This is a genomic window from Rheinheimera sediminis, from assembly GCF_004005375.1.
Classification (GTDB): domain Bacteria; phylum Pseudomonadota; class Gammaproteobacteria; order Enterobacterales; family Alteromonadaceae; genus Pararheinheimera.
This window is the reverse complement of record NZ_RZUF01000010.1, coordinates 106,464-133,454: the sequence shown is the minus strand read 5'-3', so window position 1 is coordinate 133,454 and position 26,991 is coordinate 106,464. Positions and strand designations below refer to the sequence as shown.

18 protein-coding genes are annotated in these 26,991 nt (G+C 47.2%); 1 reads left to right on the top strand and 17 read right to left on the bottom strand.

The window, feature by feature from the left end; translation table 11 throughout:
- Positions 1 to 4: 4 nt before the first annotated feature.
- The 17 genes from pelA to EMM73_RS08440 all read right to left on the bottom strand — a co-directional run bounded on the left by pelA (position 5) and on the right by EMM73_RS08440 (position 23,713).
- The gene (gene pelA, locus EMM73_RS08520; protein WP_127686014.1) at positions 5 to 1,213 is read right to left on the bottom strand and encodes a pectate lyase; all 1,209 of its coding nucleotides are present in this window, start codon (positions 1,211 to 1,213) and stop codon (positions 5 to 7) included.
- A 65-nt stretch (positions 1,214 to 1,278) separates the two neighbouring features.
- A complete protein-coding gene (locus tag EMM73_RS08515; RefSeq protein ID WP_222422634.1) occupies positions 1,279 to 4,359 on the bottom strand; it encodes a TonB-dependent receptor in 3,081 nt (1,026 codons plus the stop codon).
- A 312-nt stretch (positions 4,360 to 4,671) separates the two neighbouring features.
- Positions 4,672 to 6,294, bottom strand: coding sequence for an NADP-dependent glyceraldehyde-3-phosphate dehydrogenase (locus EMM73_RS08510; RefSeq protein WP_127686013.1), 1,623 nt, complete (start codon positions 6,292 to 6,294; stop codon positions 4,672 to 4,674).
- 13 nt (positions 6,295 to 6,307) lie between these two features.
- A complete protein-coding gene (locus EMM73_RS08505) occupies positions 6,308 to 7,258 on the bottom strand; it encodes a sugar kinase (protein WP_127686012.1) in 951 nt (316 codons plus the stop codon).
- 10 nt (positions 7,259 to 7,268) lie between these two features.
- Positions 7,269 to 7,925 (bottom strand): bifunctional 4-hydroxy-2-oxoglutarate aldolase/2-dehydro-3-deoxy-phosphogluconate aldolase, encoded by a 657-nt coding sequence (eda, locus tag EMM73_RS08500; protein WP_127686011.1) that lies wholly within the window; start codon positions 7,923 to 7,925, stop codon positions 7,269 to 7,271.
- Positions 7,925 to 9,418 (bottom strand): mannitol dehydrogenase family protein, encoded by a 1,494-nt coding sequence (locus tag EMM73_RS08495; protein ID WP_127686010.1) that lies wholly within the window; start codon positions 9,416 to 9,418, stop codon positions 7,925 to 7,927. The genes eda and EMM73_RS08495 overlap by 1 nt, the downstream gene beginning before the upstream one ends.
- A gap of 10 nt (positions 9,419 to 9,428) precedes the next feature.
- Positions 9,429 to 10,853: a glucuronate isomerase gene (gene uxaC / locus EMM73_RS08490; protein WP_127686009.1), complete on the bottom strand. Its 1,425-nt coding sequence runs from the start codon at positions 10,851 to 10,853 to the stop codon at positions 9,429 to 9,431.
- Positions 10,854 to 10,862: 9 nt separating this feature from the next.
- Complete coding sequence (locus EMM73_RS08485; protein WP_127686008.1) at positions 10,863 to 12,410, bottom strand: UxaA family hydrolase; 1,548 nt, start codon at positions 12,408 to 12,410, stop codon at positions 10,863 to 10,865.
- A 54-nt stretch (positions 12,411 to 12,464) separates the two neighbouring features.
- Positions 12,465 to 13,904, bottom strand: a complete 1,440-nt coding sequence (locus EMM73_RS08480) for a glycoside hydrolase family 28 protein (protein WP_186435167.1) — start codon at positions 13,902 to 13,904, stop codon at positions 12,465 to 12,467.
- Between the two features lie 191 nt (positions 13,905 to 14,095).
- Positions 14,096 to 17,059 carry a ligand-binding sensor domain-containing diguanylate cyclase gene (locus EMM73_RS08475; RefSeq protein ID WP_186435166.1) on the bottom strand — a complete coding sequence of 988 codons (2,964 nt, stop codon included), beginning with the start codon at positions 17,057 to 17,059 and terminating at the stop codon, positions 14,096 to 14,098.
- A gap of 102 nt (positions 17,060 to 17,161) precedes the next feature.
- Positions 17,162 to 18,202 carry a LacI family DNA-binding transcriptional regulator gene (locus EMM73_RS08470; RefSeq protein WP_127686006.1) on the bottom strand — a complete coding sequence of 347 codons (1,041 nt, stop codon included), beginning with the start codon at positions 18,200 to 18,202 and terminating at the stop codon, positions 17,162 to 17,164.
- A gap of 12 nt (positions 18,203 to 18,214) precedes the next feature.
- The gene (locus EMM73_RS08465) at positions 18,215 to 18,991 is read right to left on the bottom strand and encodes an IclR family transcriptional regulator (protein WP_127686005.1); all 777 of its coding nucleotides are present in this window, start codon (positions 18,989 to 18,991) and stop codon (positions 18,215 to 18,217) included.
- Between the two features lie 8 nt (positions 18,992 to 18,999).
- Positions 19,000 to 20,295: a TRAP transporter large permease gene (locus tag EMM73_RS08460; protein ID WP_127686004.1), complete on the bottom strand. Its 1,296-nt coding sequence runs from the start codon at positions 20,293 to 20,295 to the stop codon at positions 19,000 to 19,002.
- The gene (locus tag EMM73_RS08455; protein WP_127686003.1) at positions 20,295 to 20,795 is read right to left on the bottom strand and encodes a TRAP transporter small permease; all 501 of its coding nucleotides are present in this window, start codon (positions 20,793 to 20,795) and stop codon (positions 20,295 to 20,297) included. The genes EMM73_RS08460 and EMM73_RS08455 overlap by 1 nt, the downstream gene beginning before the upstream one ends.
- Positions 20,788 to 21,804: a TRAP transporter substrate-binding protein gene (locus EMM73_RS08450; RefSeq protein WP_127686002.1), complete on the bottom strand. Its 1,017-nt coding sequence runs from the start codon at positions 21,802 to 21,804 to the stop codon at positions 20,788 to 20,790. Before EMM73_RS08450 ends, EMM73_RS08455 begins: the two co-directional genes overlap by 8 nt.
- A gap of 273 nt (positions 21,805 to 22,077) precedes the next feature.
- Positions 22,078 to 22,920 (bottom strand): 5-dehydro-4-deoxy-D-glucuronate isomerase, encoded by an 843-nt coding sequence (gene kduI, locus EMM73_RS08445; protein ID WP_127686001.1) that lies wholly within the window; start codon positions 22,918 to 22,920, stop codon positions 22,078 to 22,080.
- Positions 22,921 to 22,954: 34 nt separating this feature from the next.
- Positions 22,955 to 23,713 carry an SDR family oxidoreductase gene (locus tag EMM73_RS08440; protein ID WP_127686000.1) on the bottom strand — a complete coding sequence of 253 codons (759 nt, stop codon included), beginning with the start codon at positions 23,711 to 23,713 and terminating at the stop codon, positions 22,955 to 22,957.
- Positions 23,714 to 24,136: 423 nt separating this feature from the next.
- Between EMM73_RS08440 and EMM73_RS08435 the strand changes: the two genes are divergently transcribed.
- Positions 24,137 to 26,908, top strand: a complete 2,772-nt coding sequence (locus EMM73_RS08435) for a TonB-dependent receptor (protein ID WP_127685999.1) — start codon at positions 24,137 to 24,139, stop codon at positions 26,906 to 26,908.
- Positions 26,909 to 26,991 lie beyond the last annotated feature (83 nt).

Sequence of the window (26,991 nt, the reverse complement as noted above, 5' to 3'; positions counted from 1 at the left end):
GTAATCAATGAGGTGAAAAAAGCCCAGCTTTCCATTGAGGATAAGCCTTCAGAACGGCTTCAGCATTTGACTGATACCAGCCGTAACCATTTTGTCGTTCAATTGAAAGCTCTGCCATGCTGCTGACTATGCGTCCGTCACGGTCAACAAAAAGTGGCTGCTGATTTTGTAAATCATAAAACCTGGCCCAAAGCGGCTTAGCTCCGTTTTTTTGTAAAAAACGTACTCCCTGGTCACTGCGCTGCATAACAGTATGACTAATTTGTTTAGCTGAAAACCAGGCAACGGCGGCTTCAACACTTTGAATAATAGCTTGTGAAGGCTTGGGGAGTTGCATTAACAGTAACACTATTTCAGCACTTTCACTGCTGACCAAAGCAGGCAATTCATACGATCGGGCTTTTATAGCCTGCAATGTTAAGGGATGATGCTGAGCAGCCCACACAGTTAGCTCTCCATTGAGTCTGATCTGAGCTCTAAGTAATAGTTCTATACCTTGAAAAAACTGCCGCTCTGCTTGCTGTCGGATAGCGGGCGCTATAAAAGAAAATTGTGGATCTGTTGCTACTTTTTGCAATAATTTTAAAAGTTGCACCATTACATGATCATTGAAGGTAATAGCATCATGATAACCACCACGTAACGGATAAGTCTGCGCAAAACCACCATTTGGATACTGAGCTTGTAATACAAAACCTATGGCGCGTTCTATTCCTTGTTGCAGCAGAGGACGCAACTTATCACTGGCATAAGGCATAAAGGAGCTGAGCCAGAGGATCTGAGTGCTGGTTGCTGCATTGTCAAAGGTTGGAATATAGTCTTTTTCCACACCAAACTGCTGACCAGCCTCTCTGCGCTGAGTCGCCATATCCGTTCTTTTACTCCAGCCACCGGATGGCGTTTGAAAAGACAAAATAACCAAAGCCATTCTCTCGGCCTCTGGCGAAGCCCAAAAAGCCGGATCCGGCTGCTCAGGAAAACCAAAATTTTTGTGTTTCATAGGTTTGCTGGCTTTGGTTTGGTTTAGTAGCCTTAACTCCTCTGCCAGAAAGTGCTGATCGAGCTGCTTTAATAGCTCTGAGTGCGCAAAATACTGTTGCCATACCTGCTGTGTTTCAACCTGTCTGCGCCAATCAGGCGTAAGTTCGGATTCAACGGCAGCAAGCAATTGAGTTGTCAGGCATAACATTAAAAAAAGCAAAAGTGTTTTCATCACAACCCCAGAATGAAGTAAGGCCAACCTCAGGTTGGCCTTAGATTGAACGCCCTGATCCTAACTTAGAATGAACCTCTGACACCTACCAGATACTGCCGGCCGGTCAATAGATACTCTGCAGGCCTTGGCGTGTAGACATCATTCCACTGCTCTGTTGCGGCATTCGTCAAGTTTATCGCTTCAAAGGATAAAGACAGATTGTCATTTATTTTATAGCGAGACGAGAAGTTCAACTGGCCTTTATCACCGTAACCACGCCCAAAGCTAGACTCATCCTTGTACTTATTCAGGTACTCTTTGGTGTAGTTTTCCCTGAAGTTATATGAGATACGGGCACTCCACTGATCTTGCTCATAATACAAGGTCGCGTTGTAACTTAATCTGGATGTCTCTTCCGCCATCATACTGCTGACAATTTCAGTAAAAGGGTCTTTAATATCTCTTTTGTAGTCAATCCAAGTCAGGTTAGATTGCCAGCCAAAGGCATTAAAAGGTGCTGGTAAAAAACTGAAAGGTTGCTGATAAATAAACTCAGCACCTAATACACCTTCTGCCGGCGTATTTTGCAATTGAGTAACATCCCAGGTAACAGTTGCAGGATCAACGTCTCCCAAATCTATGCCCATAGACTGTAACTGGGCAGCATTAAAGACCTCTTGCGACGAGCCTTTGCTTAAGCCGGTAATATTTTTATGGAATAGCGCCAGCGCCAGCAAAGATTCATCAGTAAAATACCACTCCAATGCCAGATCGATCTGATTCGACTCATACGGCTTTAAAGTGGGGCCTGCCCCCAATTCAATGGTGGCGGTCGGATCTTTTGCATCCGGCGTGTTTACTTTGATGGCTGACGCCAGGTCCGCTATAGCGGGTCTGGTAATGGCTTGAGATAAACTTAAGCGAGCGACCAGATCGTCAGTCAAATCATAAGCCAGGTTCAGTGAAGGCAACAGGTCCTTACTTTCACTGATAGTTTCACGAAAGCCATAACCTGCAGCCAGTGCAGCACCTTCACCCCGTCCCGCTGTATAACCATCGGCGTAGATATGATCTAAATTAACAATACGTGAGGTATTGGTGTTATCCAGTGCCCTCACCCCAATATTGCCTCGCAGTTCCCGACTCCACAGTTGTTTCACGAAATCAAGCTGAAGATAAGCACCACTGACCTTTTCCTCGACATCATAAGTTGAGGCATAACGCTCTTTGGCTTGAAATATGGCTTCATCTGCAAAAGCGGCCAGAACTTTGCCGTAATCTGCTGTCAGCCAGCTACCCGCATTTAGCGTCGATGTGCCAGGTACTGAAGCAGCATTACCAAAGTGTTGACCGGCTTGGCTCAGCGACAAGGCATACAGAGCACCAGCAGTTTTATCGGCGCCCATTTTCTGAACCAAAACTTCCGCGCTGTCACCACTGGTTTTGTTCGTACTGGTATTGAGGGCTTTCCAGGCGTTGTCCCCCTGCACGTTGGCAGTGTTAAACACCCTGTGATTAAGGCCAAACTTCAGGCTGTAATCATCGTTCAATACGTAGGTAAAACTCAAAGATAGGTTACTGTTCTCGCTATTAATCGCCTGAGTTTTTTTCCGTACTAATCCCAGACTATACAAATCCGGATCCATCATCAGTTGCTGCAACTCAGCTGAAGTGAAGCTTTGGCCGGGAGCCTGAGCTGGCGCAAAGGCAAAAGACGGCATATCCATATTCATCACACCACGACCAATGGCGGTACCGGTTTGGCCCAAAAGTGCGACAGGATCAACACTCTGATCGTAACTCCAGGCAAAAGTTGAGTTGAATGAGTCCAAGCCAAAGGTGTGCTGGAATGGAATATCCAGCTTGGACTCACCATAACCAGCCAAAGCTACCAGACTAAGCTGATCGGTCAACTGCCAGTCGGCACTGAGAGTCACTTGGTTAAAATCAGACTCAGAAACATCTTTGCGAGCCTCAGAGCGAATGGGAACGCCGGATAAGACCCCTGCAACTACGGAGTTATTTGCATCAACTATCAGGTTTTCGGCATACAACTTGGTTTTACTGCTGACATTACCCCTTAGCAATGCTGAGTATTGAAATTCGTCCATGGTACTGTCGAGCTCAGCATGCAACAGATCCAGATTAAACTTCAGTGCATCCGTAGCCTGATATTGTAAAGCTCCGGTCAGACCAAGCCTTTCCTGCTGCTTGTTAAAGATGGAATAACGCGGGATACGCGGCACATACAAGCCTTCCATATTTGCATTGGTATAGGCGCCTTTTGGTGATAACTGAAACACTGGGGCAGCAGTTAATTTATTAGTAGGAGAATCCTTGGCCCAGGATGGGTTGTTAATGTTCCAGCGACCAGTGGTTGAACCTTCACTTTGCACCAAACCCTCAGAATAAGCTGCAGAGAACAATACACCAAACTTATTGTCCCAGTTCTGGCTGAACATAAAGGAGCCGCGTGGCGTGACCTCTTCTGCAACGTCGTTGTAACGGCCGTTGAGGTTGTAAGCAAGTTTACGGCCCTGATACTGAAAAGGTCTGGCCGTTTGTAAATTCACATTACCGGAAATGCCACCATCTTCCAATTCAGCAGAAGTGGTTTTGTTTACATCGATTTGAGTAAATAATTCAGAGGCAAAAACGTTAAAGTCAAAGGCTCGGCTTTTGTTTGAGCCACCAGCCGCATCAGTGGCAGCACCGGCGGACGCGGATTCCATGCCGTTGATTGTTGTTTTAACGAAAGTAGCTCCAAGACCCCTTAAACTAATTTGTCTACCCTCGCCTGCGTCCTGCTCTATGGCAATACCAGGCACTCTGGCTAGTGAATCAGCAATATTCAGATCCGGGAACTTGCCCAAATCTTCAGCCAGAATAGTTTCTTTTGAGCCTACAGCTTCTCGTTTTGACATTAGGGCTACATTTAAACTGCCACGAAAACCCGAGATTTCAATACGCTCAATCTCTTCATTTTTTTGCGAAGTTTTACTGGCGGATTCAGCCTGAGTTTCTTGCTGTTGTTCTGCTTGCTGCTGAGCTGCAGCTTGCGCTGAGGAAAGCGATAACCCCAAAGCGCCGCTGAGCAGCATAGCTTTAAATAAAGGCGTAAAGGTATAGCGGTGCAAAGACGCACTTAGATCTGTTACTTGCATTGGTATTTCCCTGTCTTTAGAGTTTTTAACTACTGGCTCTGACTGCGGCCAGCTTTTTGGGTCGAAACTTCTATAAAATCGTCTTCTCCAACACCAGCCACCGGTGGCATTTTAGAAAAAATAACAAATGTGTTGATATGACACAGCACAGCACTCAGGCAACTAAGCTGCAGAGCCTCTCCCCAGGGGCAACGCAACCACCAAAAACAATGTGCTAAATTCATATCATTCACCCACTTTGCGCCAGACTTTTTCAGGTTGTCCTTTTGGCCGCATGCAGGTCTATAGGCTCAGATCATCCGTTATTCTTTGCTAAAACAGAAAATCTGTAGCTAAAAATTGTGATGAGCCTTGTTTAATCATCTCTTTCATCAGCGCTATTTGTTCAGGGTTGTATTTACAGGCCACTAAAGTTGGAATGGAAAACTGCAGCAACGCATCTTCTACCGACAAGGTGCCTTCCGCTGAGTTTTTCCGTCCGGTAAAAGGGAAACTGTCCGGGCTGCGCTGACATTGGCTGTTGATGTTAATACGGCCTACCTGATTGGCGAAGATATCGACCAGTTCACCAATTTGCTGTGCGTCCTGGCCAAAAATACTCAATTGCTGACCAAAGTCAGAGTGGATCACATAATGAATCACTTCACTGATATCGTCATAAGGCACTACTGGTACTAAAGGCCCAAACTGCTCTTCCTGAAACAGGCGCATCAGGTGATTGACCGGATACAACAAAGCAGGACGCATCAAAGATCCGGCGCTTTGACCACCTTGAGGATTGATCACTGTGGCACCCTGAGCCACAGCATCCGCAATCAGACCTTGCAAAAACTCGACTTTGCCAGGTTCAGGCAAAGGCGTAATCTGCACTTTGTCAGTCCAGGGCAAGCCTAACTGTAAAGCACTGATAGCCTCCGACAGCTGCTGTACAAAAGCATCAGCCACAGCACGATGGACAAAAAACAGTTTTAACGCCGTACAGCGCTGACCGTTAAAGGACAAAGCACCAGCCACGGCTTCTTTGACTGTTAAATTCAAATCGGCATCGGGTAGCACTATGGCCGGATTTTTTGCGTCCAACCCCAATACAGCGCGCAGACGATGTGGTCGTGGATGCAGTTTTTTTAAGTCGCTGGCGCCTTTATTTGTACCGATAAAAGCAAATAAATCGACACTGCCACTTTCCATCAAAGCACCAACGGTTTCACGGCCACGACCATAAATCACGTTAATCACGCCAGGCGGAAAGGATTCAGCAAAGGCCTGCAATAATGGCTGTATTAATAACACCCCATATTTAGCAGGTTTAAAAATAACAGTATTTCCCATAATCAAGGCTGGGATCAGGGTGGTAAAGGTTTCATTCAGCGGGTAGTTAAAAGGCCCCATACAAAGTGCAACACCTACGGCGACACGGCGTATTTTGCCTAAAGTGCCCTGCTCTATGACAAAGTGGCTGGCACTGCGGTCTTGCTGTTTTAACGCCTGTATAGTGTCGCGGATATAATCACAGGTACGGTCAAACTCTTTGGCAGCATCCGGCAGAGGTTTGCCAATTTCCCACATCAATAAGCGGATCACCGCATCCCTTTGTTGCAACATAGCAGCGAGGAATTTCTCCACTGCCGCCACTCGTTCCATCACCGCCATAGAGGGCCAAAGGCCACGGCCTAAATCATAAGCCTTAAGCGCAGCTTCCAAAGCGGCTTTGGCAGCAGTTTCATCCATTAAAGGCGTAGCGCCTAATAAAGTGGGGGTTAATTCACCCGAACTGTTACGAAGCGCAACAGGACTATAGACAGGAGCTAAATCGCCCTGCCACTGACACAACTTACCATTGAGTAAATAGTCACGCTGCTCTATTGGCCCTCCGAGTTGCCACTGGGCCGGGATTTCAGCCTGGGTTGGAAAATACAAAGACAGATCAGCAGACATGACAAACTTCCTTTTAGCTAAATGAATTCAGATTAAAACGGCCGGAAAAACTACGGAATTGCTCTTTGGTGACAATAGCGCCTGTATGCTCTACGACAAAACTGGCTAAAGCAGCAGCATACTGACAGGAGGCAAGCGCAGATAAACCATTCAGACGCCCGGCCAGATAACCCCCGTTAAAAGAGTCTCCTGCTGCTGTGGTATCTATTACTTTTTTCACAGGCACTGCAGGGCATTGGAAACTCTTGCCATCGCTGACCCCAAGCACACCTGAGGAGCCATTTTTGACGATAATTTCTTTGACGCCCAACTGCTGCAGTTGGGCCAAAACATCAGCTGCGCTGCTGCTTCCGTACAATACTTTATGATCATCCAGACCAGGCAAAGCAAGATCTGACAGCGCATAAGCCTGATCAAAATTGGCGCGGCAAATTTCAGCGTCAGGCCAAAGCGCAGGTCTGTAGTTCGGATCAAACACAATCTGTACACCCTGAGCTTTCAGCTCCTTGATCAGCGAAAACAGATAAGTGCGATCCTCCAGCGATAAAATAGCAAGGCTGATGCCGGAGAAATAAAACACATCGGCAGGTAATAAATGAGCCACTGTGCTGTGCTGGCGAAATAAAGCCAGACTTTGCTTAGCTGCTGAGCTGTCACGCCAGTAGACAAAACTGCGCTCACCAAAACAGTCGGTATTGATCATATACAAACCAGGCCGTGCCGTTTTAGTACGAAGCACCAAGGTACTGTCGAGTTTTTCCTGCTCCAGTTGGGCTATCAGTTTGTCGCTAACTAAATCTGTGCCCACTGCAGATAAAAATTTCAGGTTGAGCTGTGCAGGTGCGCTGCGTTTGCAATACACAGCTGTGTTATACACATCACCGGCAAAGGCCTGATGGTAGACGTTATCCACCAGTTGGAATAACTCCACCATGCATTCGCCAAAAATAATGATTTGTTTCATTGCTTGGCCCTCAGGCTACCTTGTGCTGTTGGATCCGGCTTTGTTCGGCCTGCTGCACAGACAAAAGCGCCAGTTCGGTAATAGCGGCCCAGTTCTGCTGTTGCACCAGATCTTTTGGCGAGATCCATGAACCGCCAACCACAAAGACGTTAGGCAAAGCTAAAAACTGCGCCATATTGTTCAGTTGAACCCCACCGGTAGGACAGAATTTTACTTTCTGGAAAATACCGGAAAGTGCTTTGAGCATCTCGACGCCGCCCGATAAATGTGCCGGGAAAAACTTCAGTTCAGTCAGGCCCATTTCAATAGCCATCGCCATTTCAGACGGCGTAGCAACACCTGGCGCTAACGCCAACTCTGTCGCCAGCATGGCTTTTAACAGATCCGGTGTACTGGCTGGACTGACTAAAAACTGCGAGCCAGCTGCTTTGGCATTACGGGCGTCTGCAGCAGACAAAATAGTGCCTGCGCCTGTTAACAGTTCTGGAACTTCAGAGCGTATCGCACTGATACAATCCAAAGCTGCCGAGGTGCGCAGCACCACTTCCACTGCAGTCACACCACCTTGCTGCATAGCTTTGGCAATAGCCACGGCTTGTTGTGGCTGTTCGGCCTGAATAATAGGCAATAACAAGCCACCTTTAAGCAATGAAGATAACGAAGTCATCAGAACAAATCCTGTAAAAAGGAGGCTGAACTAGCCCCGGTTGGAGTAAGCACTGGGGAAAGGCGCTGATAGGCAGCACTCAGTTCCAGCTGAAACTGTTCCGACTGCTGTAAGGCAGGCGGAAATACCGCAGATAACGCCAAAAACAACGCGGTATCTGCCACAGCTTCACCGCTACAGCCCGCTGCGGTGTCGAGCAATACCTTGGCCAGAGGATCGACCAAAGCAACATCAGGTTGCTGTCTGGCACGCAGCCGGATAAACAGCATCCAACTGGCCACCACCAGGCAAAGCAAACGAATAGATCGACCTGCGGCCAGGTTATCGAGGATCACCGGAAACACCCGCATAGGTAATTTCTGCGAGCCATCCCAGGCAATTTGCGCCAGCAAATGCCGTATAGCAGGATTATCAAACCGCTGGAAAATATCCTGGCTGTACTGCGCTACATCCAACTCTGCTGGTGCGTGAAAAGAGCCAATTATTTCGTCCTGTGCCAGCTGAGTGACAAAGGCACGTAATGCGCTCTGCTGCATGGCATCAAATACAGTGTCCAGTCCAAACAAAGTACCTAAATACGCCAATGCCGAGTGAGGAGCATTTAATAAGCGCAGCTTGGCTTTTTCAAAGGCTTTCACGTCCTGAGTGTAAGTAACTCCGACCTGATGCCAGGCCGGTCTGTGCGCTGGCAGAATATCTTCAATCACCCACTGGCAGAATTTTTCGCGCTTAATAGGCCAGCTGTCCTGATAGCCCAATTCAGACGCCAGTTGTTTTGGCAGCTCAACATCAGTGGCAGGGGTAATGCTGTCGACCATGGTACAAGGGCATAACAGCTGCTGTTCCAGCCAATTCGCCAAAGCAGGTTGTTTTTGCCGGGCAAAAGTGATCAGTGCATTTTTTAGCTTATGGCCATTGTCAGTCAGATTGTCGCAACTGACGACGACAAAAGGCGGAACGTTAGCTGCGAATCTGAGCTCAAGTGCCTGTATTAACAAACCAATAGCAGATCGGGCTTTCACATTAGGCTCTAAGTCATGCTGAATGTCGGCATGGCTCAAATCCAGTTCACCCAGCGCATTTAGGCAGTAGCCTTTTTCAGTGATAGTCAGGGTTACATAATGACTAGTGGGCGCTGCTAAACGCTGCAGCACCTGCTCGTACTGCTCTGCAGCCACTAATAACTCGCGAATAGAGCCAACCACCTGATAGCTGGTTTCGTTATCCAGCAGCGCCAGACTGTACAATCCTTGCTGCGGTATTAGGGCTTTGGCTAAATCAGAGGATCGCATCGACACCACTGAAATGCCCCAGTCACCACCGTATTTCAGCGCTAAATCTGTGTACCAGGCCTGATGCGCCCGAAAAAATGCGCCAGGGCCAATATGTACTATGCCTATACCTACAGCAGATGGATCATAGGCAGGCAGTTTTAGTTTGCCTTGCAACTGCTTTAACAAAGCCGGCTCTAAACGAGGAATATCAATGCTCATGGGTTGTCCTTTAATCCAGCTGATAGGCTTGTTTCACCAGCTGATAGGTCAGCTGCTGCGCCAGTTCATGGGCTTCGTCTTCGTTTAAGCGATGTTCAGCCACCAAGCCAGCTAAAAAGCGGCAGTCAATACGACGCGCCACATCATGGCGGGCCGGAATAGACAAGAAAGCTCTGGTATCGTCGTTAAAACCTACTGTGTTGTAGAATCCTGCGGTTTCAGTCACCTGATGACGGAAGCGCAACATACCTTCAGGACTGTCATGGAACCACCAGGCAGGACCCAGTTTTAATGACGGATAATGACCAGCCAAAGGCGCCAGTTCACGGGCATAAGTGGTTTCATCCAGGGTAAACAGAATGATTTTCAAAGCGGCATTGTTGCCGTATTTATCCAGCAAAGGTTTTAAGTTACTGACAAATTCAGTCGGGCTTGGAATATCCGCGCCTTTGTCTGCACCAAAACGTTCGAAAATCGACGGGTTATGGTTACGAAAGGCACCAGGGTGAATTTGCATTGTCATACCATCTTCAATGCTCATCCCGGCCATTTCCGTCAGCATCTGGCCACGGAATAGCTCGGTTTGCTCTTTACTGGCCTTACCGGATAAACAAAGCTGAAATAGTTTACTGGCTTCATCTGCCGATAAATTGGCCGTTTTCGCTGTGGGATGACCGTGATCGGTGGCAGTAGCACCATGGTCGCGGAAAAACTGGCGACGAATACGCAAGGCCTGCAAATAACCTTGCCAGCTATGCGTATCCTGACCGGTTTGTTCGGCCAGTTTTTTGATATTACTCAGGAAATCAGCACGGTCAGCATCTATCACATCATCTGGTCTGAAGGTGGTGATCACGCGTTTTTCGTAGCCTGTACCTTTTAACGCCGCATGATGTTTCAGCGAATTCACCGCACCTTCGGTGGTGGCAATCAATTCGATATTAAATTTATCCAGCAAAGCGCGGGGTTTAAATTCAGGTTTGACTAGCTGCTCATTGATACTGTCGTAGTACAAATCGGCTGTTTCCGAACTTAATCCATACTCTAAACCAAAGACGTCATGGAATACGCTGTCCAGCCAAATACGGGATGGCGTGCCACGGAACAAATGATAATTTTGGGCAAAGGTATGGAAAATTTTGCGGTAATCCGTTTCAACCGGCGTGCCGTCTTTAGTGCGAATACCCAAAGACTCCAGTGAAATGCCCTGGCTGTACAGCATGCGGAATACATAGTGATCCGGCAGCAACAGCAAGCTGGTGGCATTGTCGAAATTGGCATTGCTGGCAAACCAGCTTGGGTCTGTATGACCATGCGGGCTGACAATAGGTAAGTCCTTAATACCGGCATATAAACGTCTGGCTATGGCGCGAACTGTTGGATCGGCCGGAAATAATCGGTCTTGATCAAGTACTAAAGCTTTAAAATTGGCCATATAAATTCCTTACAGGGTCACGCCATTTTTCCAAATGGCGATTTCTTTGTTGTCTGATAATTCGTTTTGAGTGCGTTTGCCGGAGGCGATATCTATTAGCTCTCGGAAAAACTGGTAGGAAAAATCCTGAGCATTCTGGCCTTGTTGCAACAAAGCGCCGGCGTCAAAATCTATCCACTGCGGTTTGCGTCTGGCTAAATCGCTGTTGGACGAAATTTTTACTGTAGGGACAGGGAAACCAAGCGGGGTGCCCCGGCCTGTGGTAAACAGCAGCATGGTCGCGCCGCTGGCGGCTAAGGCCGTAGACGACACCGCATCATTGCCAGGTCCTTGCAGCAAAGTTAAGCCCTGCTGTTGCACCAAAGCACCATAAGGGATCACTTGGGTCACTTTGGCTGAGCCGCCTTTTTGAATAGCGCCTAAGGACTTTTCTTCCAGAGTGGTCAAGCCACCTGCTTTGTTGCCAGGGCTTGGGTTTTCATACACAGGCTGTTTGTTATCGATAAAGTACTGCTTAAAGTCGTTGACCAAAGTGACTATGTCGGAAAACACGGTTTCGTTGACAGCACGGCTCATCAGCACTTGTTCAGCGCCAAACATCTCAGGAGTTTCAGTCAGCACCACTTTGCCGCCAGCTGCACAGACTAAATCGGCAATACGGCCCACCAGCGGATTGGCCGTTAAACCACTTAAACCATCAGAGCCGCCACATTTCATACCTACCACTAAATCAGACACAGGACAGGCTGTACGTTGATCTTGCTGCATCAGTTGAATAAGTTCTGCTGCTGCCTCCAAACCTTGATCTAATTCATCTTCCACTTGCTGGGCATTAAAAGAGCGTAAACGGCTTTGATCCAGTTCAGGGCAAGCTTTAAGCAAAGCCGCCAGCTGATTATTTTCACAGCCCAAACCCAGCACCAGCACAGCGCCGGCATTGGGGTTTTGCATCAGGCCAGCCAATACAGCGCGGGTATGGTTTAAATCATCACCTAACTGAGAACAGCCAAAAGGATGGGTGTAAGCAAAAACACCATCTGTTAAACCAGCAAATTGTTGATTGGCTTTCTCGGCTATTTTCATTGCTGCGCGGTTAACACAGCCTACTGTATTTAAGATCCATAGCTCGTTGCGGGTACCGACCCTGCCATTGGCACGGCGATAACCCATAAAATGGCTTGGTAATTCGGTTGGGAAGGCTAAATCGTCAGCCGCACAGCCCTGATACTGGTACTCAATCTGATCAGACAATAAGGTTTTCAGGTTATGTGAATGCACCCAGCTACCAGCCGGAATATCCTGCTGCGCGACGCCTATGGCGTAGCCATATTTGATGACTGCTTCGCCCTGTTTTATCAGCTTCAGTGCTACTTTATGGCCTGGCTGAATATCCTCTTTTGCCTGTACTTCGTGCCAGGGTGCAATTAATGACTGGCCTGACGCCAAAGGTTGCAATACGACCAGCACATTGTCGCGCGGATGCACCTGCAACAGGCTCAACTGAATGGCAGCCGGATCGGCAATATGTGGGCTACAACCTTTTGTTTGCTCTGTCATTTTTTACCTGCTACATAACTTGTCTATCGGTGGCAAAATCAATCTAAAAAAACACTAGCTGCTCTGCTTTAACAGAGCTGCAGTGAGTGCTTTACCGTTCAGACTGACGTTTTCCAGTTTAAAACCACTGCTATGCTCTAAAACACCTAAGCTTGCTTGCTCAAAACTGACATCTGTCATCTGAATGCCGCTGATACCAGCACGGGGTAAGCCACGAATTTCAAAAGCACGTTGGGCTTTTTTCACTCTGAAGTTACTGATTTTCAGATCTTTGACTTCAGGTAAAAAGTTGCCCGCATCGCCTTCTTCGTAATAGAAATTGATCACAATGGCGTCTTTGACTTCACCAATCTCAATATCATCTACCGCAATTTGTTCAATTAAACCGCCGCGTACTGAGTTGGTTTTAATACGTAAACCGCGCTCCAGATTTGGGCTGCTCATGCGGCAACGGCGGGCAAAAATTTGCTTAGCGCCACCCGAGATTTCACTGCCGATCACTACACCGCCGTGACCGGATTTCATCAGACAATCCTGAATAACCACTTGCTGTATAGGAGTGGCTAAACGGCGGCCTTCCGCATTGCGGCCAGATTTCAAGGCGATGCAGTCATCCCCTGTATCAAACAAGCAGTTTTCAATCAAAACACGCTGACAGGATTCAGGGTCGCAACCATCAGAATTTGGGCCAAAACTGACACAGTTCACACCACGGATCACCACATCTTTACACAGTACAGGGTTGATCAACCAAAACGGCGAGTTGCGGATAGTGACGCCTTCAATCAATACCCTTTCACAGCCATAGGGCTGAATAAAAGGGGGTCTTAATCTGTTGTTGTCCAGAACACGTTTTTCGACTGGCACACCAGCTTCGGCCATAGCAAATAGTTGATCACGGCTCGGTTTTTGATCTGTTGCCGGATCCAGCTTCCATGGCGTATGTTTCCATACCCCTTTCCAGGGCCACCAATTGTCACCACTGGCATTACCTTCCAGAATACCTTCACCTGTCACCGCTATATTCTGTTGCTGATACGCATAAATGAGCGGAGAAAACCCCATCAGCTCCACGCCTTCCCAGCGGGTAAATACTGCAGGTAAATAAGCTTGTGGGTCTGTAACAAAGGACAAGACTGCATTTTTTTGCAGATGTAAATTCACATTGGATTTTAAATGCACAGGACCAGTGGACCAGACCCCTTCAGGCACCACCACACGACCACCACCGGCTTGATGACAAGCCGCTATAGCTTGCGCTATGGCCTTATCACACCGCTGATTTTGTTTGGCACCAAAGGCAGTGATGACAAAATCGCGCTGTGGAAAGGATGTAAGCTTTATATCCCGCAGTATTTGTTCAGCCACAGCCCAAACAGGATCCACAACTTTAGCCGCAGCAGCCGTCACTTTAAAACTTAGCAAAGGTTGTAGTACCGCAGAAGCAGCACAAGCTTTGAGTAAAAAACGTTTTTTCAGATCAGGTATCAGCATGAGTTTTCCCTTTTTCTGCATAAAGCTATGGCTTATCTTCTGCTTTATGCTTATTTAAAAAGCATAATAACGCATTTGCCACCGGTAGCAATAGATAGACAAAAAATTTTGCCACCGATGGCAACTGGTCAGAGAACTTCAGAAAAAAGATTCCATTATTGAAATCACAACCACAGAGAATTGAATACAACTCAGGCTGCGCAGACCTGATTTCGACCTTGTTGTTTGGCCTGGTATAAGGCCTGGTCCGCTAAAAACAGCAATTGTTTAGCGTCAGATAACTCATCACTGATCGCAAGGCCGATACTAACAGTAATGCTGATGTCATCCGCTATATCCTGCCATTCCAACGCCATAATCTCGAGTCTTAAACGCTCGCACACCATATGCGCCTGCTCAAGACTGGTAGAGGGCATCAAAAGTGCAAATTCTTCCCCACCCCAGCGTGCAGCGCAGTCCACAGAGCGGGAATGCTGGCGAATTTTTTCTGCAATGGCGACTAAAGCTAAATCTCCAGCATGATGCGACCAGGTATCATTGATTTTTTTAAAGTGATCTATGTCGATGAAAGCCAGCACCAAAGGGTGTTTCAGTCGCTGAGAACGACTGAATTCTTTGATTAATACTTCATCAAAAGCACGGCGATTGGCAAGACCTGTCAAACCATCCTGTCTGGCTTGTAATGCCAAAGCCAGGGTTTGTTGGTGTAACTGAGCCAATAATGTTGATTTTTCTTGGTCTGCGGCCTGCAAACTATTGGCTTTTTGCTGCAACTCTGCAGTTTTTTCCGCAACCTGAAGCTTTAAACGCTGCTCTGAATGGCGCAGGCTTGACACACGCCAGTACCCCAGTATCGACAGAAGCGCCATCAAAGATATTGCGCTTAGCCACTGAAAATTACGGGTTTGCCACCAATGCGGATGCTTAATCAGTTCAATACGCGCCGCTTCACTCCATTGGCCGCCAGAGTTGGCCGCTTGCACCAGAAATTCATAGCTTCCCGGTGCCAGGTTGGTATATTCAGCGAAGTTTTGCTTCCCTTTGTTCAGCCAATTTTCATCGAAGCCAACCAAGCGACTTCTGTACTGGATACGCTCGGGCATGACATAACCTAAACCAGCAAAATGCAACTCGACTCTGTCGCTGTCCGGTGGTAAATCGATACTCCCACTAATTGTTTTCTCCACACCATTGACCAGTAACTCTTCCAGAACCACAGGAGGTATGGCATCTGAAAATGTGGTTAAACGGCTGGGCTGCACTCTGCTGATACCTGAAGCAGTGGCAAACCATAAAACACCATCATTGGCCATTATAGCAGCCGGGTTAGAACCACCATTCGCCTGGGCACTCAGCATACCGTCACTTTCACCAAACAACTCAAAGGGAATTGCAGCCAAAGTGCCATCAGCTACCGCATTGGCTTCCAACTGATCAATCCGCAAAATACCCCTGTTGCTGCTGAGCCAAAAATTGCCATGCGAATCAGGCTGAACCTGAAAAATTTTGTCGAATGGCATACCAGCTTTGCGCCCAATCAAAGACAACTCACCGCTACCCAATCTGTAACGTACCAAACCTCGGTCTGTGGCAAGCCAAAGCAAATTTTTTTCTGGTTGTTCATAAAAATCAAAAGCGTATTCAGCCTGATCGAGCTGAGTTAACACTAAAGCCTCAAACTGGTCATTCACCAGCCGGGTTACGCCCGCACCAGTACCAATCCATAGCACATCTGCTGTTTTGTGTAGCGCTATTACAAAATCTGCAGGCAAACCATCTCGCGTGGTGTAACTACTTAGTTTGTTATCTTGATAATGATTCAGTCCTTGCGCAGTACCCAACCAAATATCGGCTTCGGATAAGGCTAAAATGGCCCTGACTTCGTTGGATAATAAACCTGAATTACGGTCCAGTAGCTTTGCCACTTTCCCCTGACTGTAGTGAAATACACCGGATGAGTAGGTTCCAATCAGCACATCCCCTTGTGGCGTTTCAGCCAGACTTAACACCGACTGGTCCGTCAGCAGATGATTGGCCGTGAGCAGTTGTCCATCTTTGTACCTTGCCACTCCCCTTGCAGTACCAATCCAGATAGTGCCATCCGAATGCTGTAACACTGTGCGCACGAAATTATCGGGTAGACCATGTTCTGCACTTAAAGTAGTAAAAGGCGCATCACGTAAACGAAACAGCCCACCGTTGGTGCCCAACCAGATGCTATGTTCACTGTCCTGATAAATCGCCAGGACTCTGTTATTCGGCATACCATGCCGGGCACTCAGTTGCTCTAAGCCATAATTACTCAGACGAAATACACCTTCCTCTATTGTCCCTATCCATAAATCGCCCTGATGGTCCACTAATAATCTGGAAATAGCAGTTTGATGCAGTTCAGGTCGCACTAAAACAAAGTCCTCTCCCTGCTGTTGATACAAACCCCGTTCAGTTCCTAAATAAAGCTGATCCTGGTAATAAGCCAATGCAAAGACAGGAAGTTTGGGGCTATTCGCTACTGTCTGTACTTTCCCCTGTTGCAAATAGGCTAAACCTTCAGCAGTTCCCAGCCAAAGCCCATCCTGATCGTCATGCAACAGACTGTATAACGTATTACTGGGTAAGCCATGATGCCGGGTCCATTGCTGGCGAGAACCATCGGGGTGCAGACAAAACAAACCGCCACCTTCTGTGCCAACCCACAACTGACCCTTTGCATCTCCGCGGACTTCATTAACCAGAGCAGACACGGCATCCACAGGCCGCCATTGTTGATCTTGCAATAGCGCCAAACCACCGCGGGATCCGCCCACCAGTAAACGCCCTTTCGGATCCAGATGCAAAGCGCGGATACCAGAATCAGGCAAGCCGGTTTGCTGTTCACGGCCAAAGACTTTAAATTCACGGCCATTGTATCTGGCTACACCTTCCCAGGTCGCAAACCAAAGATAACCGTCTGGAGTCTGACTGATACTGTTAATAGTGTTATGAGGCAAGCCTTGGCGGGTGTTCCAGCTTTCACGAAAATAATCCGTCAAAGCAGCGGTAGCAGCAGTTGCGGAAAAAGGCAGAGTTGAAAAAAGCTGTAGCAAAAGTACAGTGAAAACTACTCTGGACTTTTTACTGCTTAACAATTTGATAAATACTGCAAAAATTAACATCAGTGCCATCCCAGTCAACAGATGGTTTCATTTTTTCTAATAAAACCACATTACTCTATTTTACTGACTGGGAAAACTAAAAAAATATAAATTCAATCAAGCTTATGAAGGCAGACTGACAGAAACCTTGGCTGTGGATTCCCTTACAACCAAAGTGGGAGCAACTTTCGCTGCGACTTGTTGTGCGGCTTTGTCGTTTTGCTCAATCACCATAATCATTTTGGTGGTCGCTAACTGCGCCATTTGTCGTACAGGCCGTCTTATCGTAGTCAACGCCGGAATCACTCTGGATGCCAGCAAGTTATCATCAAAACCAGCAACAGATAGCAGCTCTGGAATAGCTATACCCATTTGATGCGCTACTTTTAGTACACCTGCGGCCATCTGATCGTTATTGGCGAAAATTGCTGTAGGTAAAGGACTTTGACTCAGCAGGCTGCGGGCACATTCAATGCCTGTCTCATAGGTATTATTACCTTCCATAATACGTTCAGCTTTGAGGGCTATACCATAAGCTGACAAACCCAATTTAAAGCCTTCCATCCGTTCCGTAGAGGATTTATAACGCTGAGGGCCACTGATAAAAGCTATATCCTGATGACCCAACTGAGCAAAATAACGCGCCATTTCTGCCGCAGCAGAGCGATCGTCAGATACCACTATATGTTTGGCTTCATCAATAGCCACAGAGGTTAGCCGCACATAAGGTCGTCCTGCATCTTTCAAGGCTTCAGCCAGAGACTCCAGTTCAGAAACCGGCGGCAGAACAATAACGCCATCAAGTTTTGACCTATTAATAAAATTCAGGCAGTCCTGCACCAGCGTCTCGCTACGATAGCGACAAGGGTGCACCACCAACTCGTAGCCCAATCTGGAGCAAATCTCCAACACACCCCGTTGTACATCATCCAAATACAAGGCATCAGGGTTGTCGTAGATTAAACCCAATAAATAAGAACGGCTGGAGGCTAGACCTCGCGCTTGTGTGTTTGGCGAATAATTCAGTTCAGCGATAATTTTTTCGACCCGGACTCTGGTGCTGTCACCCACACTCATAGAGCCATTGATTACCCGCGACACAGTGCGCTTGGACACGCCAGCCAGACGGGCCACATCGTTAATGGTCGAACTTTTTTGTATCATCCACTTATCCTGTTATTTATCATTAGCCAATAAAGCAGGCCTGTAGCACGCCAGACTAATATCGATAGCCGCTTGTTTTACGGCAGCAACCACAAGCGGCAAACGTTGTTTGCACAAAATACTACTTAACCCCGTGACTCCAACAGCAGCAACCACAGTACCCTGAGCGTTTCGGATAGGCACAGCAATGCATCTGATATTGGCTTGATACTCTTGATCGTCCAGCGCATAACCCCGACCTAAAACGCTATGCAATTCTACTCGCAAGCGGGCTAGATCGGTAATACTTTGCGGTGTTCTTGCACTCATATGCTGTAAACCTGGCAAAGTTGCTAATTGGTCGAAGTAATTAAATGCCAAAAACACTTTACCACCAGCAGAGCAATGCAAATCAGCCAAAAAGCCTGGCCTGGCCGCCAGATGGCTGGGATTGGGACTATCACAAACTTCAGCTATCAAAGCCCCATCGGGCCTTGGTAATGCCAGATGGCTGGTGAGCCCGGTGCTGATTGTGAGCTTGTGCAGCACAGGCACAGCGAGCTGATGCAGGTGATGATGCTGCAGCAAGTCCAGCCCCATCTTGTATAAACTGCTACCCACCCGGTACTTTTTGCCTTCTTTGTATAACATTTGCTGCTGGCAAAGCGTTTGTAAAATACGAAAAGCACTGGTTCGAGGTACCGCCAGTTGTTGTTCCAACTGGGATAAAGTTAAACCAGAACCTGATGCCGCCACTAACTCCATCATGCGGCAGGCATTGGCAAGATTTGGGATCAAATAACTGGTCATGACAGCTCCTAAAGCCCAAACAAATTAGGCAAAAATTCACTGATCGCTGGCACATAAGTGACCAGCAATAACACCGCCACCATAGCCAGATACATAGGCAGCAGCGGTTTGATCAAAGCTTCCAGTTTGGTTTTGGCCACAGCGCAAGCGACAAACAACACACTGCCAACAGGAGGTGAAACTAAACCAATAGATAAATTCAAAATCAGCATAATGCCAAAATGTAACGGACTCATGCCAAGCTCCACCGCTACAGGCAGGAAGATAGGCGTGAAAATCAGCACTGCGGGTGTCATATCCATAAAAGCCCCCACCACCAACAGAATGATATTAATGAGTAGCAAAATCAGCAGTGGATTTTCGCTCAAGGTTAATAAGCCTTGACTGACAGTTTGTGGGATATTCTCGTAGGATAAAATCCAGGACATGGCGGCAGAAGTAGCAATGAGCGCCATCACTATGGCAGTAGTCTCTGCCGATTTAAGCAAAATAGCAGGCAGCTCTTTAACTTTTACCTCACGATACACACAAACCGCAAGAATAAACGAATAAACCACTGCTATTGCACCAGCTTCTGTTGCAGTAAAAGCACCACTGATAATGCCGCCTATCACCAGCACTATCATCAACAAACTGGGAACTGCAGCAGCCAGCTTTTTGCAGGTTAAAGACAAAGGCAAGCGGGCCGCCAGTGGATAACCTTTCATTTTGGCATAGCCTGCACAGACCAGCATTAAAGCAGTACCCAACAAAATTCCCGGCAAATAGCCGGCGACAAATAAAGCGGCAATAGACACTCCACCACTGGCGATGGCGTAAACGATCATTATATTGCTTGGTGGGATCAGCATACCTGTGGTTGCAGCAGCCGCAGTGACAGCAGCACTGTAGTTCACATCATAGCCCTGCTTTTTCATCTCAGGCACCATAAAGCTGCCTATAGCCGAAGTTGCGGCAACAGCTGAGCCTGAAATAGCGCCAAACAACATACAAGACAACACATTCACCAATGCCAGGCCACCTGGCAAGCTGCCGACCAAAGCCATAGCGGCTTCAATCAATCGTTTGGCGATACCGCCCCGCCCCATTAAGAGTCCTGATAATACAAAAAATGGAATAGCCAGCAAGGCAAAACTATTCAGGCCACCCGCCATTCTCTGCGCCAGAGTGATAACAGCAGGCAGCAAATCCATCGACAGCAACATGGTGCATAAAGTGGCTAAACCAATACAAAAGGAAATAGGTACATTCAATAACAACAAGGTAAAAAACACAGAGATTAAAACAAGTACAGACCATTCCATTATTCAGCCTCCTCTGCCGGGACCAATTGAATTTTAGCCGCCAGACAACGCAGCTGACATACCCCATAAAAAGCGATCAATAGCCCGGCTAAAGGCAAGACCAGATAAATCCAGGCGATACGAATGCCTAAAGCTGCCGACATTTGATTTAACTCGTAGGTTAACCACACTAGTTCACCGCCGCCCCATACCATCACAATGGACGCAAAAACCACTACAGCGGCGGTTAGTACAAAAGCAATACGGTGCTGCCACAAAGGCGGCATTCGGCTGGTGACAATATCAAGGCCCAAATGCTGTCCGGTACGATAGGCGTAAGCTGCACCCAACATGGCAATCCATAACAATAAACAACGGGCAATTTCTTCTGTCATTGAACTGGGATTGGTCAGCACAAAACGGGATAACACCTGCCAGCACACCACCAATACTATGCTGGCCATTAACAGCATTAGACAGCGCTTTAACATCCAATCGACGAACAGTACTAATTTAGTCATTAGACCCTCCGGTGGTTTCAGCCTGAACTAACGCAATTTCAGCCATCAAATCGCCCACAGCAGTGCCCTGCAGCGATTGATGCAGTGGCTGTACTGCTGCGACAAAGGAGGCTTTGTCCGGATAAATCACTTCCACACCAGCAGCTTTGACTTTCGCTAAAGCATCATCACTGGCCTCTTGCCATAAATCGCGCTGATAACGCACTGAATCATTCATGGCTTGTTGCACCCAGCCTTGCTGCTGAGTATTCAGGCTTTTCCAGACAGGTAAACTGATTAAAATCACGTCCGGCACTGAAGTGTGTTCGTCCAGACTGTAGTATTTGGATAATTCGTAATGACGGGATAAATAAAAACTAGGCGGATTGTTTTCAGCACCATCCACTACCCCTTGCTGTAAGGCAGTGTAGAGCTCGCCCCAGTCGACTGGGGTCGCAGCGCCTCCTAAGGTTTGTACCATCTGCACTGCGGTCTGACTGTTGGGCACCCGAAACTTTAAACCTTTTAAATCAGAAGGCTGATGCACAGCTTTGTTGGTGGTATAAAAACTGCGGCTACCCGCATCGTAATACCCTAAACCATGCAAACGGGCGTTTTGCATCGAATGGAGTAAATCCTGGCCTATTGGACCGTTCAGTACAGCCCATAAATGCGCACTGTCTCTGAACACATAAGGCACACTGAATACTTGCATCTTAGGCACAAAACCTTCCAGTGGGCTGGCCGACACTTTCGTCAAAGCCAGGCTGCCAATCTGCAACAATTCAATCAGCTCACGTTCCGAACCAAGCTGCCCACCACTGTAAATCTGAATATGCATTTGGCCTTTGGAGTAGTATTCCAGCCGTTCTGCCATATAAACCATAGCTTTGTGGACTACATGCTCCTGGTCCAGTGAATGGCCCATGCGCAAGGTGATCTGCTCTTGCTGACGCTGACAGCCTGTATTGAATAGCAGAGTCGCCAAACCGCAGCACAGCAAGATGCTGCGCAGTGTAGAAATGTTCATCGTCTAACCTACCTGTTGCTTTCCCCGTCGTACTAGAAGCTGCAGCTTTGTTGACGAAGTTCTCTCGCCCCAATCACATAGGACACTATGTATGTTGGGGACTCAAGCCCTCGTCGCCTCCCTGCAACTCCAATTACTTAGGGGATGTCTTTTATAAGTCAGCGCTCGTACGGCTGGCGCTGTCGAAGGGCACACTGTCTGTTGCAGTGATTGCAGCCCTGTTTTACTAAGCTATTACTGATAAACGAAGCCCTCCCCAGGGCTTCGTGGTCCTTATCTCAATTGGTCAGGGCCAAATTTATCCATATCGTGATAATCCAGATTTTCACCAGCCATACCCCAGATAAAGGCGTAGCTGCCTGTGCCCACACCACTGTGAATAGACCAGGGTGGAGAGACCACAGCTTGCTCATTGCCCATCCACAAATGACGGGTTTCTGTTGGCTCGCCCATAAAGTGGCACACAGCCTGGCCTGGGGTCAGATCAAAATAGAAATAGGCTTCCATCCGTCTGTCATGCTGATGCGCAGGCATGGTGTTCCAGACACTTCCCTGACTCAGTACTGTTAAGCCCATTTGCAACTGACAGCTTTGCACTACGTCTTTAATCATCAACTGATAAATAATGCGCTCGTTACTGGTGGCTAAAGCGCCCATCTCCAGTTTTTTACAATCGGCCATCCGCACATGCTGTACTGGATAAGCGTGATGTGCAGGAGTGGAATTCAAATAGAATTTAGCCGGAGTTTCGCTGTTCAAACTATGGAAACTGACGTTTTTACAGCCCATACCGACATACAAGGCCTCTTTGTTCGCCAGCTCGTATTTGTTGCCATCGACTTCAACAAAACCAGTGCCACCAACATTAATCACACCCAGTTCACGGCGTTGCAGAAAAAACTCGGCTTTCAGCGCGTCCACTGTTTGCAACAGCACGGGAGCCTGAACAGGCACAGCACTGCCAACAATCAGACGTTCGTAGTGGGTGTAACACAACACCAGTTGATCGGCCTGCATCAGGTTATCGATCAGAAAATTCTGTCGCAGCTTGTCGGTGTCGTAGTGTTTGACATCCAAGGGCGCTGTAGCAAAACGGTTCTCAAAAATTACGTTCATTTTATTCTCCTGCAAACACTGGCGTTAATTAGCCTTATCGGGCCAGCCAGCCTCCATCCACAGCCAGTACATGGCCATTGACATAATTACTGGCGCTGCTCGCTAAAAACACAGCAGCACCTGCTAAATCTTCAGGTTCTCCCCAGCGTCCGGATGGGATCCGCGCCAGAATAGCCTGATTGCGAACCTGATCTTGCTGTAAGGCGAAAGTGTTGTCCGTTCGGAAATAGCCAGGTGCTATCGCATTGATATTTAAACCTGAAGCGGCCCATTCGTTCGCCAAAGCTTTGGTCAAGCCTGTAATGGCATGTTTACTGGCAGTGTAAGCCGGCACGGTAATTCCACCGCTGTAGGACAACATAGAAGCAATGTTGATAATTTTGCCCTGGCCACGTTTAAGCATTTCAGCGCCAAGCAACTGACTGAGCAAAAATGCCGAATCCAGATTCACCCGCATCACCTTCTGCCACTCTTCCATCGGGTAATCCACAGCAGGTGCCCGGAAAATAGTACCACCACAGTTCACCAGAATATGTACTTCACCCAATGCCAAAGCACTGTCTGCCAGAGCACGAACCTGTTCCATATCCGCTAAGTCTGCAGCCAGTACAGCAGCCTCCCCCCCTTTAGCCCGGATCAGACTTGCTGTGGCGCTGGCCCCTTCTAATGTGGAACTGCAACAAAGGACACAAGCACCAGCTTCTGCCAATGCCACCGCAATAGCTTTACCCAGGCCACGGCTTGCACCTGTGACTAAAGCCTTTTGCCCTTTTAACGAAAATAAAGCCGACATGCTTGCCTCCTCTTTTTGCCCGGAACAGGACACTTTGGTTATGCACTGTTATCGCCTCTGTCACCCTAGACCGGATAGCTAAAATACAGCTGAAAATCAGTCCGATCTGAATTAATTCCATATCTGGAACAAAATCTATTTTAACAAGCGTAAAAACATGCAATATTATCAATACAAAACAACAACTTAACCATCAGAACCAACTAAAACCCAATGACAGGACTGATTTTTTTTTGTGCGACGTTTGACAGTGATCTAAGCTTGGTGTTAGCTTTTTGCCATCGGTGGCACAAAATTGCAAGCACTTTTTGCCACCGGTAGACAAAATCAACAGGGAGTCGCACAAAGCGCCTTCCATTATTAAAAAAACAGCTGGCATGTACTGGCTGAACGCTTTGAACCAGACAGGACGAGGTAGAGATCATGGCCAAAACCAACACGCCATTTCACCCGAATAAAGTTGCCTTAGCTCTAGCTATCGCAGGTTGTACTTCACTATTTTCTGTATCAGCACAAGAAACAACTGAAACTAAGCAAGCAGAAGAAAGAATCGAAGTGATCGAGGTAAAAGGTAGTTTCCGCGATTCGTTATCCAATGCTTTAAATCAAAAACGCCAGTCCGATGGTGCCATCGATGCCATTCTGGCTGAAGATATTGCCGACTTTCCGGACTTAAACCTAGCCGAATCTTTACAGCGTATTCCTGGTATTGCTATTTCTCGTGCAGCAGGTGAAGGCCGACAAATTTCAGTTAGGGGCTTAGGCCCTGAATTTACCCGTGTTCGTATAAACGGTATGGAAGCAGTATCCACCAGTGGTGGTACAGACCAGATTGGCGGCGCCAACCGTGGCCGTGGTTTTGACTTCAACACCTTCTCTTCAGACTTATTCAGCTCTTTGACTGTTCGTAAAACCGCATCAGCTGACGTCGAAGAAGGCTCTTTAGGTGCCACTGTTGATTTAAGAGCAGCTCAGCCTTTTGACTACGACGGTTTTACTTTCGCAGCCTCAGGCCAGATGGGCTACAACGACTTATCAGAAAAAACCGATCCTAAAACTTCATTTTTAGTCAGTAACATTTTTGCCGACGGTAAAATTGGCGCTTTATTTTCCGCTTCTTATTCTGAACGTCAGATCAAAGATCAGGGTGCCAGTACAGTACGCTGGAACAGTGTCAATGACTTTGGTTTTTATCAGGGCAATGCGACTGCGCCTGAATTAACTGAAATCAATAATGCATTCCGTCCACGTTTACCACGTTATGACTCCTACACCCACGATCTGGATCGTTTAGGCTTAAGTTCATCTTTTCAGTTCAGACCAAATGAAGATACCAAAATTGATTTAGATATTTTGTATGCCAAAACAGATGCGACCCGTAATGAAGTTTTTTTACAGGGTATTTTAAATGGCGGTGCAGCAGCATCAAACAGTGCTCCAGCAAGCGGCACATACGTCATGGATGTCGTAGATTATTTTATCGATGATACCAACACCATGACCTATGGTAGTTTTAAAAATGCCACAATTCGTGCTGAAAACCGTTTTGATGAACTCGGCACTGAATTTCTGCAATACAATCTGTCCCTAAAACAGCATTTAACCGATAATCTGAGTATGGATGCCATGATAGGCACAGCAAGCTCCGAGTTTGATAACCCGGTGCAAACTACGCTTGTAGCAGAAAAACGGGGGGTCGATTTCTCTTATGACTATCGTGGTGAAAAACGCCAGGATCCATTGCTGACTTTTGACGCAGGCGTGTTTGAACCTAATGGCTGGACTTCCAATAGCGTAAGGTTACGGCCACTTGGGGCTGAAAATACCTTTGATACTGCAGAAGTAAATTTCGCCTATCTGCTCACCGACAATATGACGTTAAAAGCAGGTTTGCATTACAAAGACTTTAGTTTTGAAACTTATGAAGCCCGTCGTCAAAATGAATTGGGAGCAGGTATTGTTTATACGCCGGATCTACTGATGCAATATAACTCTGGGTTAGGCACTCAGCCTGTTTGGTTAGTACCTGATTTTGCAGCTATTGATGCGCAATACAATATCTATAGTAACACTGGTGTTTTTACCGTCAGTCCAGACTTCCGTCGTACTGATAACTATTCAGCAAACGAAAAAAGTTTAGGTTCTTACCTGCACTTAAGTTTTGATACAGATATTGTGAATATGCCATTAAGAGGCAATATAGGTGTGCGTCATGTTAAAACTGAGCAAAGCTCTACAGCCTGGGCTACCTTTGCTGCTACGCCAACACAAATAACAGCTGATCATGATTATAACGAAGTATTACCTTCACTGAACCTGGCATTAGAGCCATGGGACGATGTGATTATACGTTTTGGTGCGGCAGAAGTGATGGCTCGCGCCGGTCTGGCCGCTATTCGTCCTAACGTCTCTGTTTCTGCATCAGGTGGCAGTCGTACTGTAGGTGGCGGTAATCCGCAACTTGAACCCACTAAAGCTCAAACCTATGACTTAGGTTTTGAGTTTTACTTCTCTGATGAGTCGATGCTAGGTGTGGCGTTTTTCTTTAAAGATATCGATAGTCACGTACAAACCTTACGAGAAACCAAAGCTTTTACTGAAACAGGTTTACCTATCCAGGCCGCTATCGACGCCTGTACCGCAGGCCCCGGTTACAATGCAGATTGTAATGAAAATGTAGACTGGCAAGTCACTACACCACTGAATGGCCCTGGTGGTGATTTAAAAGGGATGGAAGTCAGCTATCAGTTGCCTTTCACCTTCTTGCCAGAGTTCTGGAACAGATTTGGTTTTATTGGCAACTACACTTATGTCGATGCACAGATGGACTATATCAGCGCTGCCGGTGTAGTGCAGGCAACCCGTGATTTAAATGGTTTATCTAAAAACACTTCTGCCGCCACTATTTATTACGAACATGAGGATTTAAACGCCCGTGTCTCCATGGCAAAACGTGGTAAATACCTGACGACAGCTATAGGCCGCGACAACAACGATATGGAAGGCACTAACGCCACAACTAACGTCGATGCATCTGTTTCCTATGCATTAAACGACAACTGGAAAGTCAGCTTTGAAGCTTTAAACCTGACTGACGAAGTAGATGATCAATGGGTAGATTCAGCGGGTAATCGTCTGACTTACTACCATGAAACAGGTCGCCAATACTACTTAGGTGCTCAATACAAATTTTAATTTCTCTCATAGCTTAGCCTGAGAAGGCGCCTTTGGTGTGACTTGCGGTGCCGCACTGCAAGTCACGATTTTTTTTACTTTTT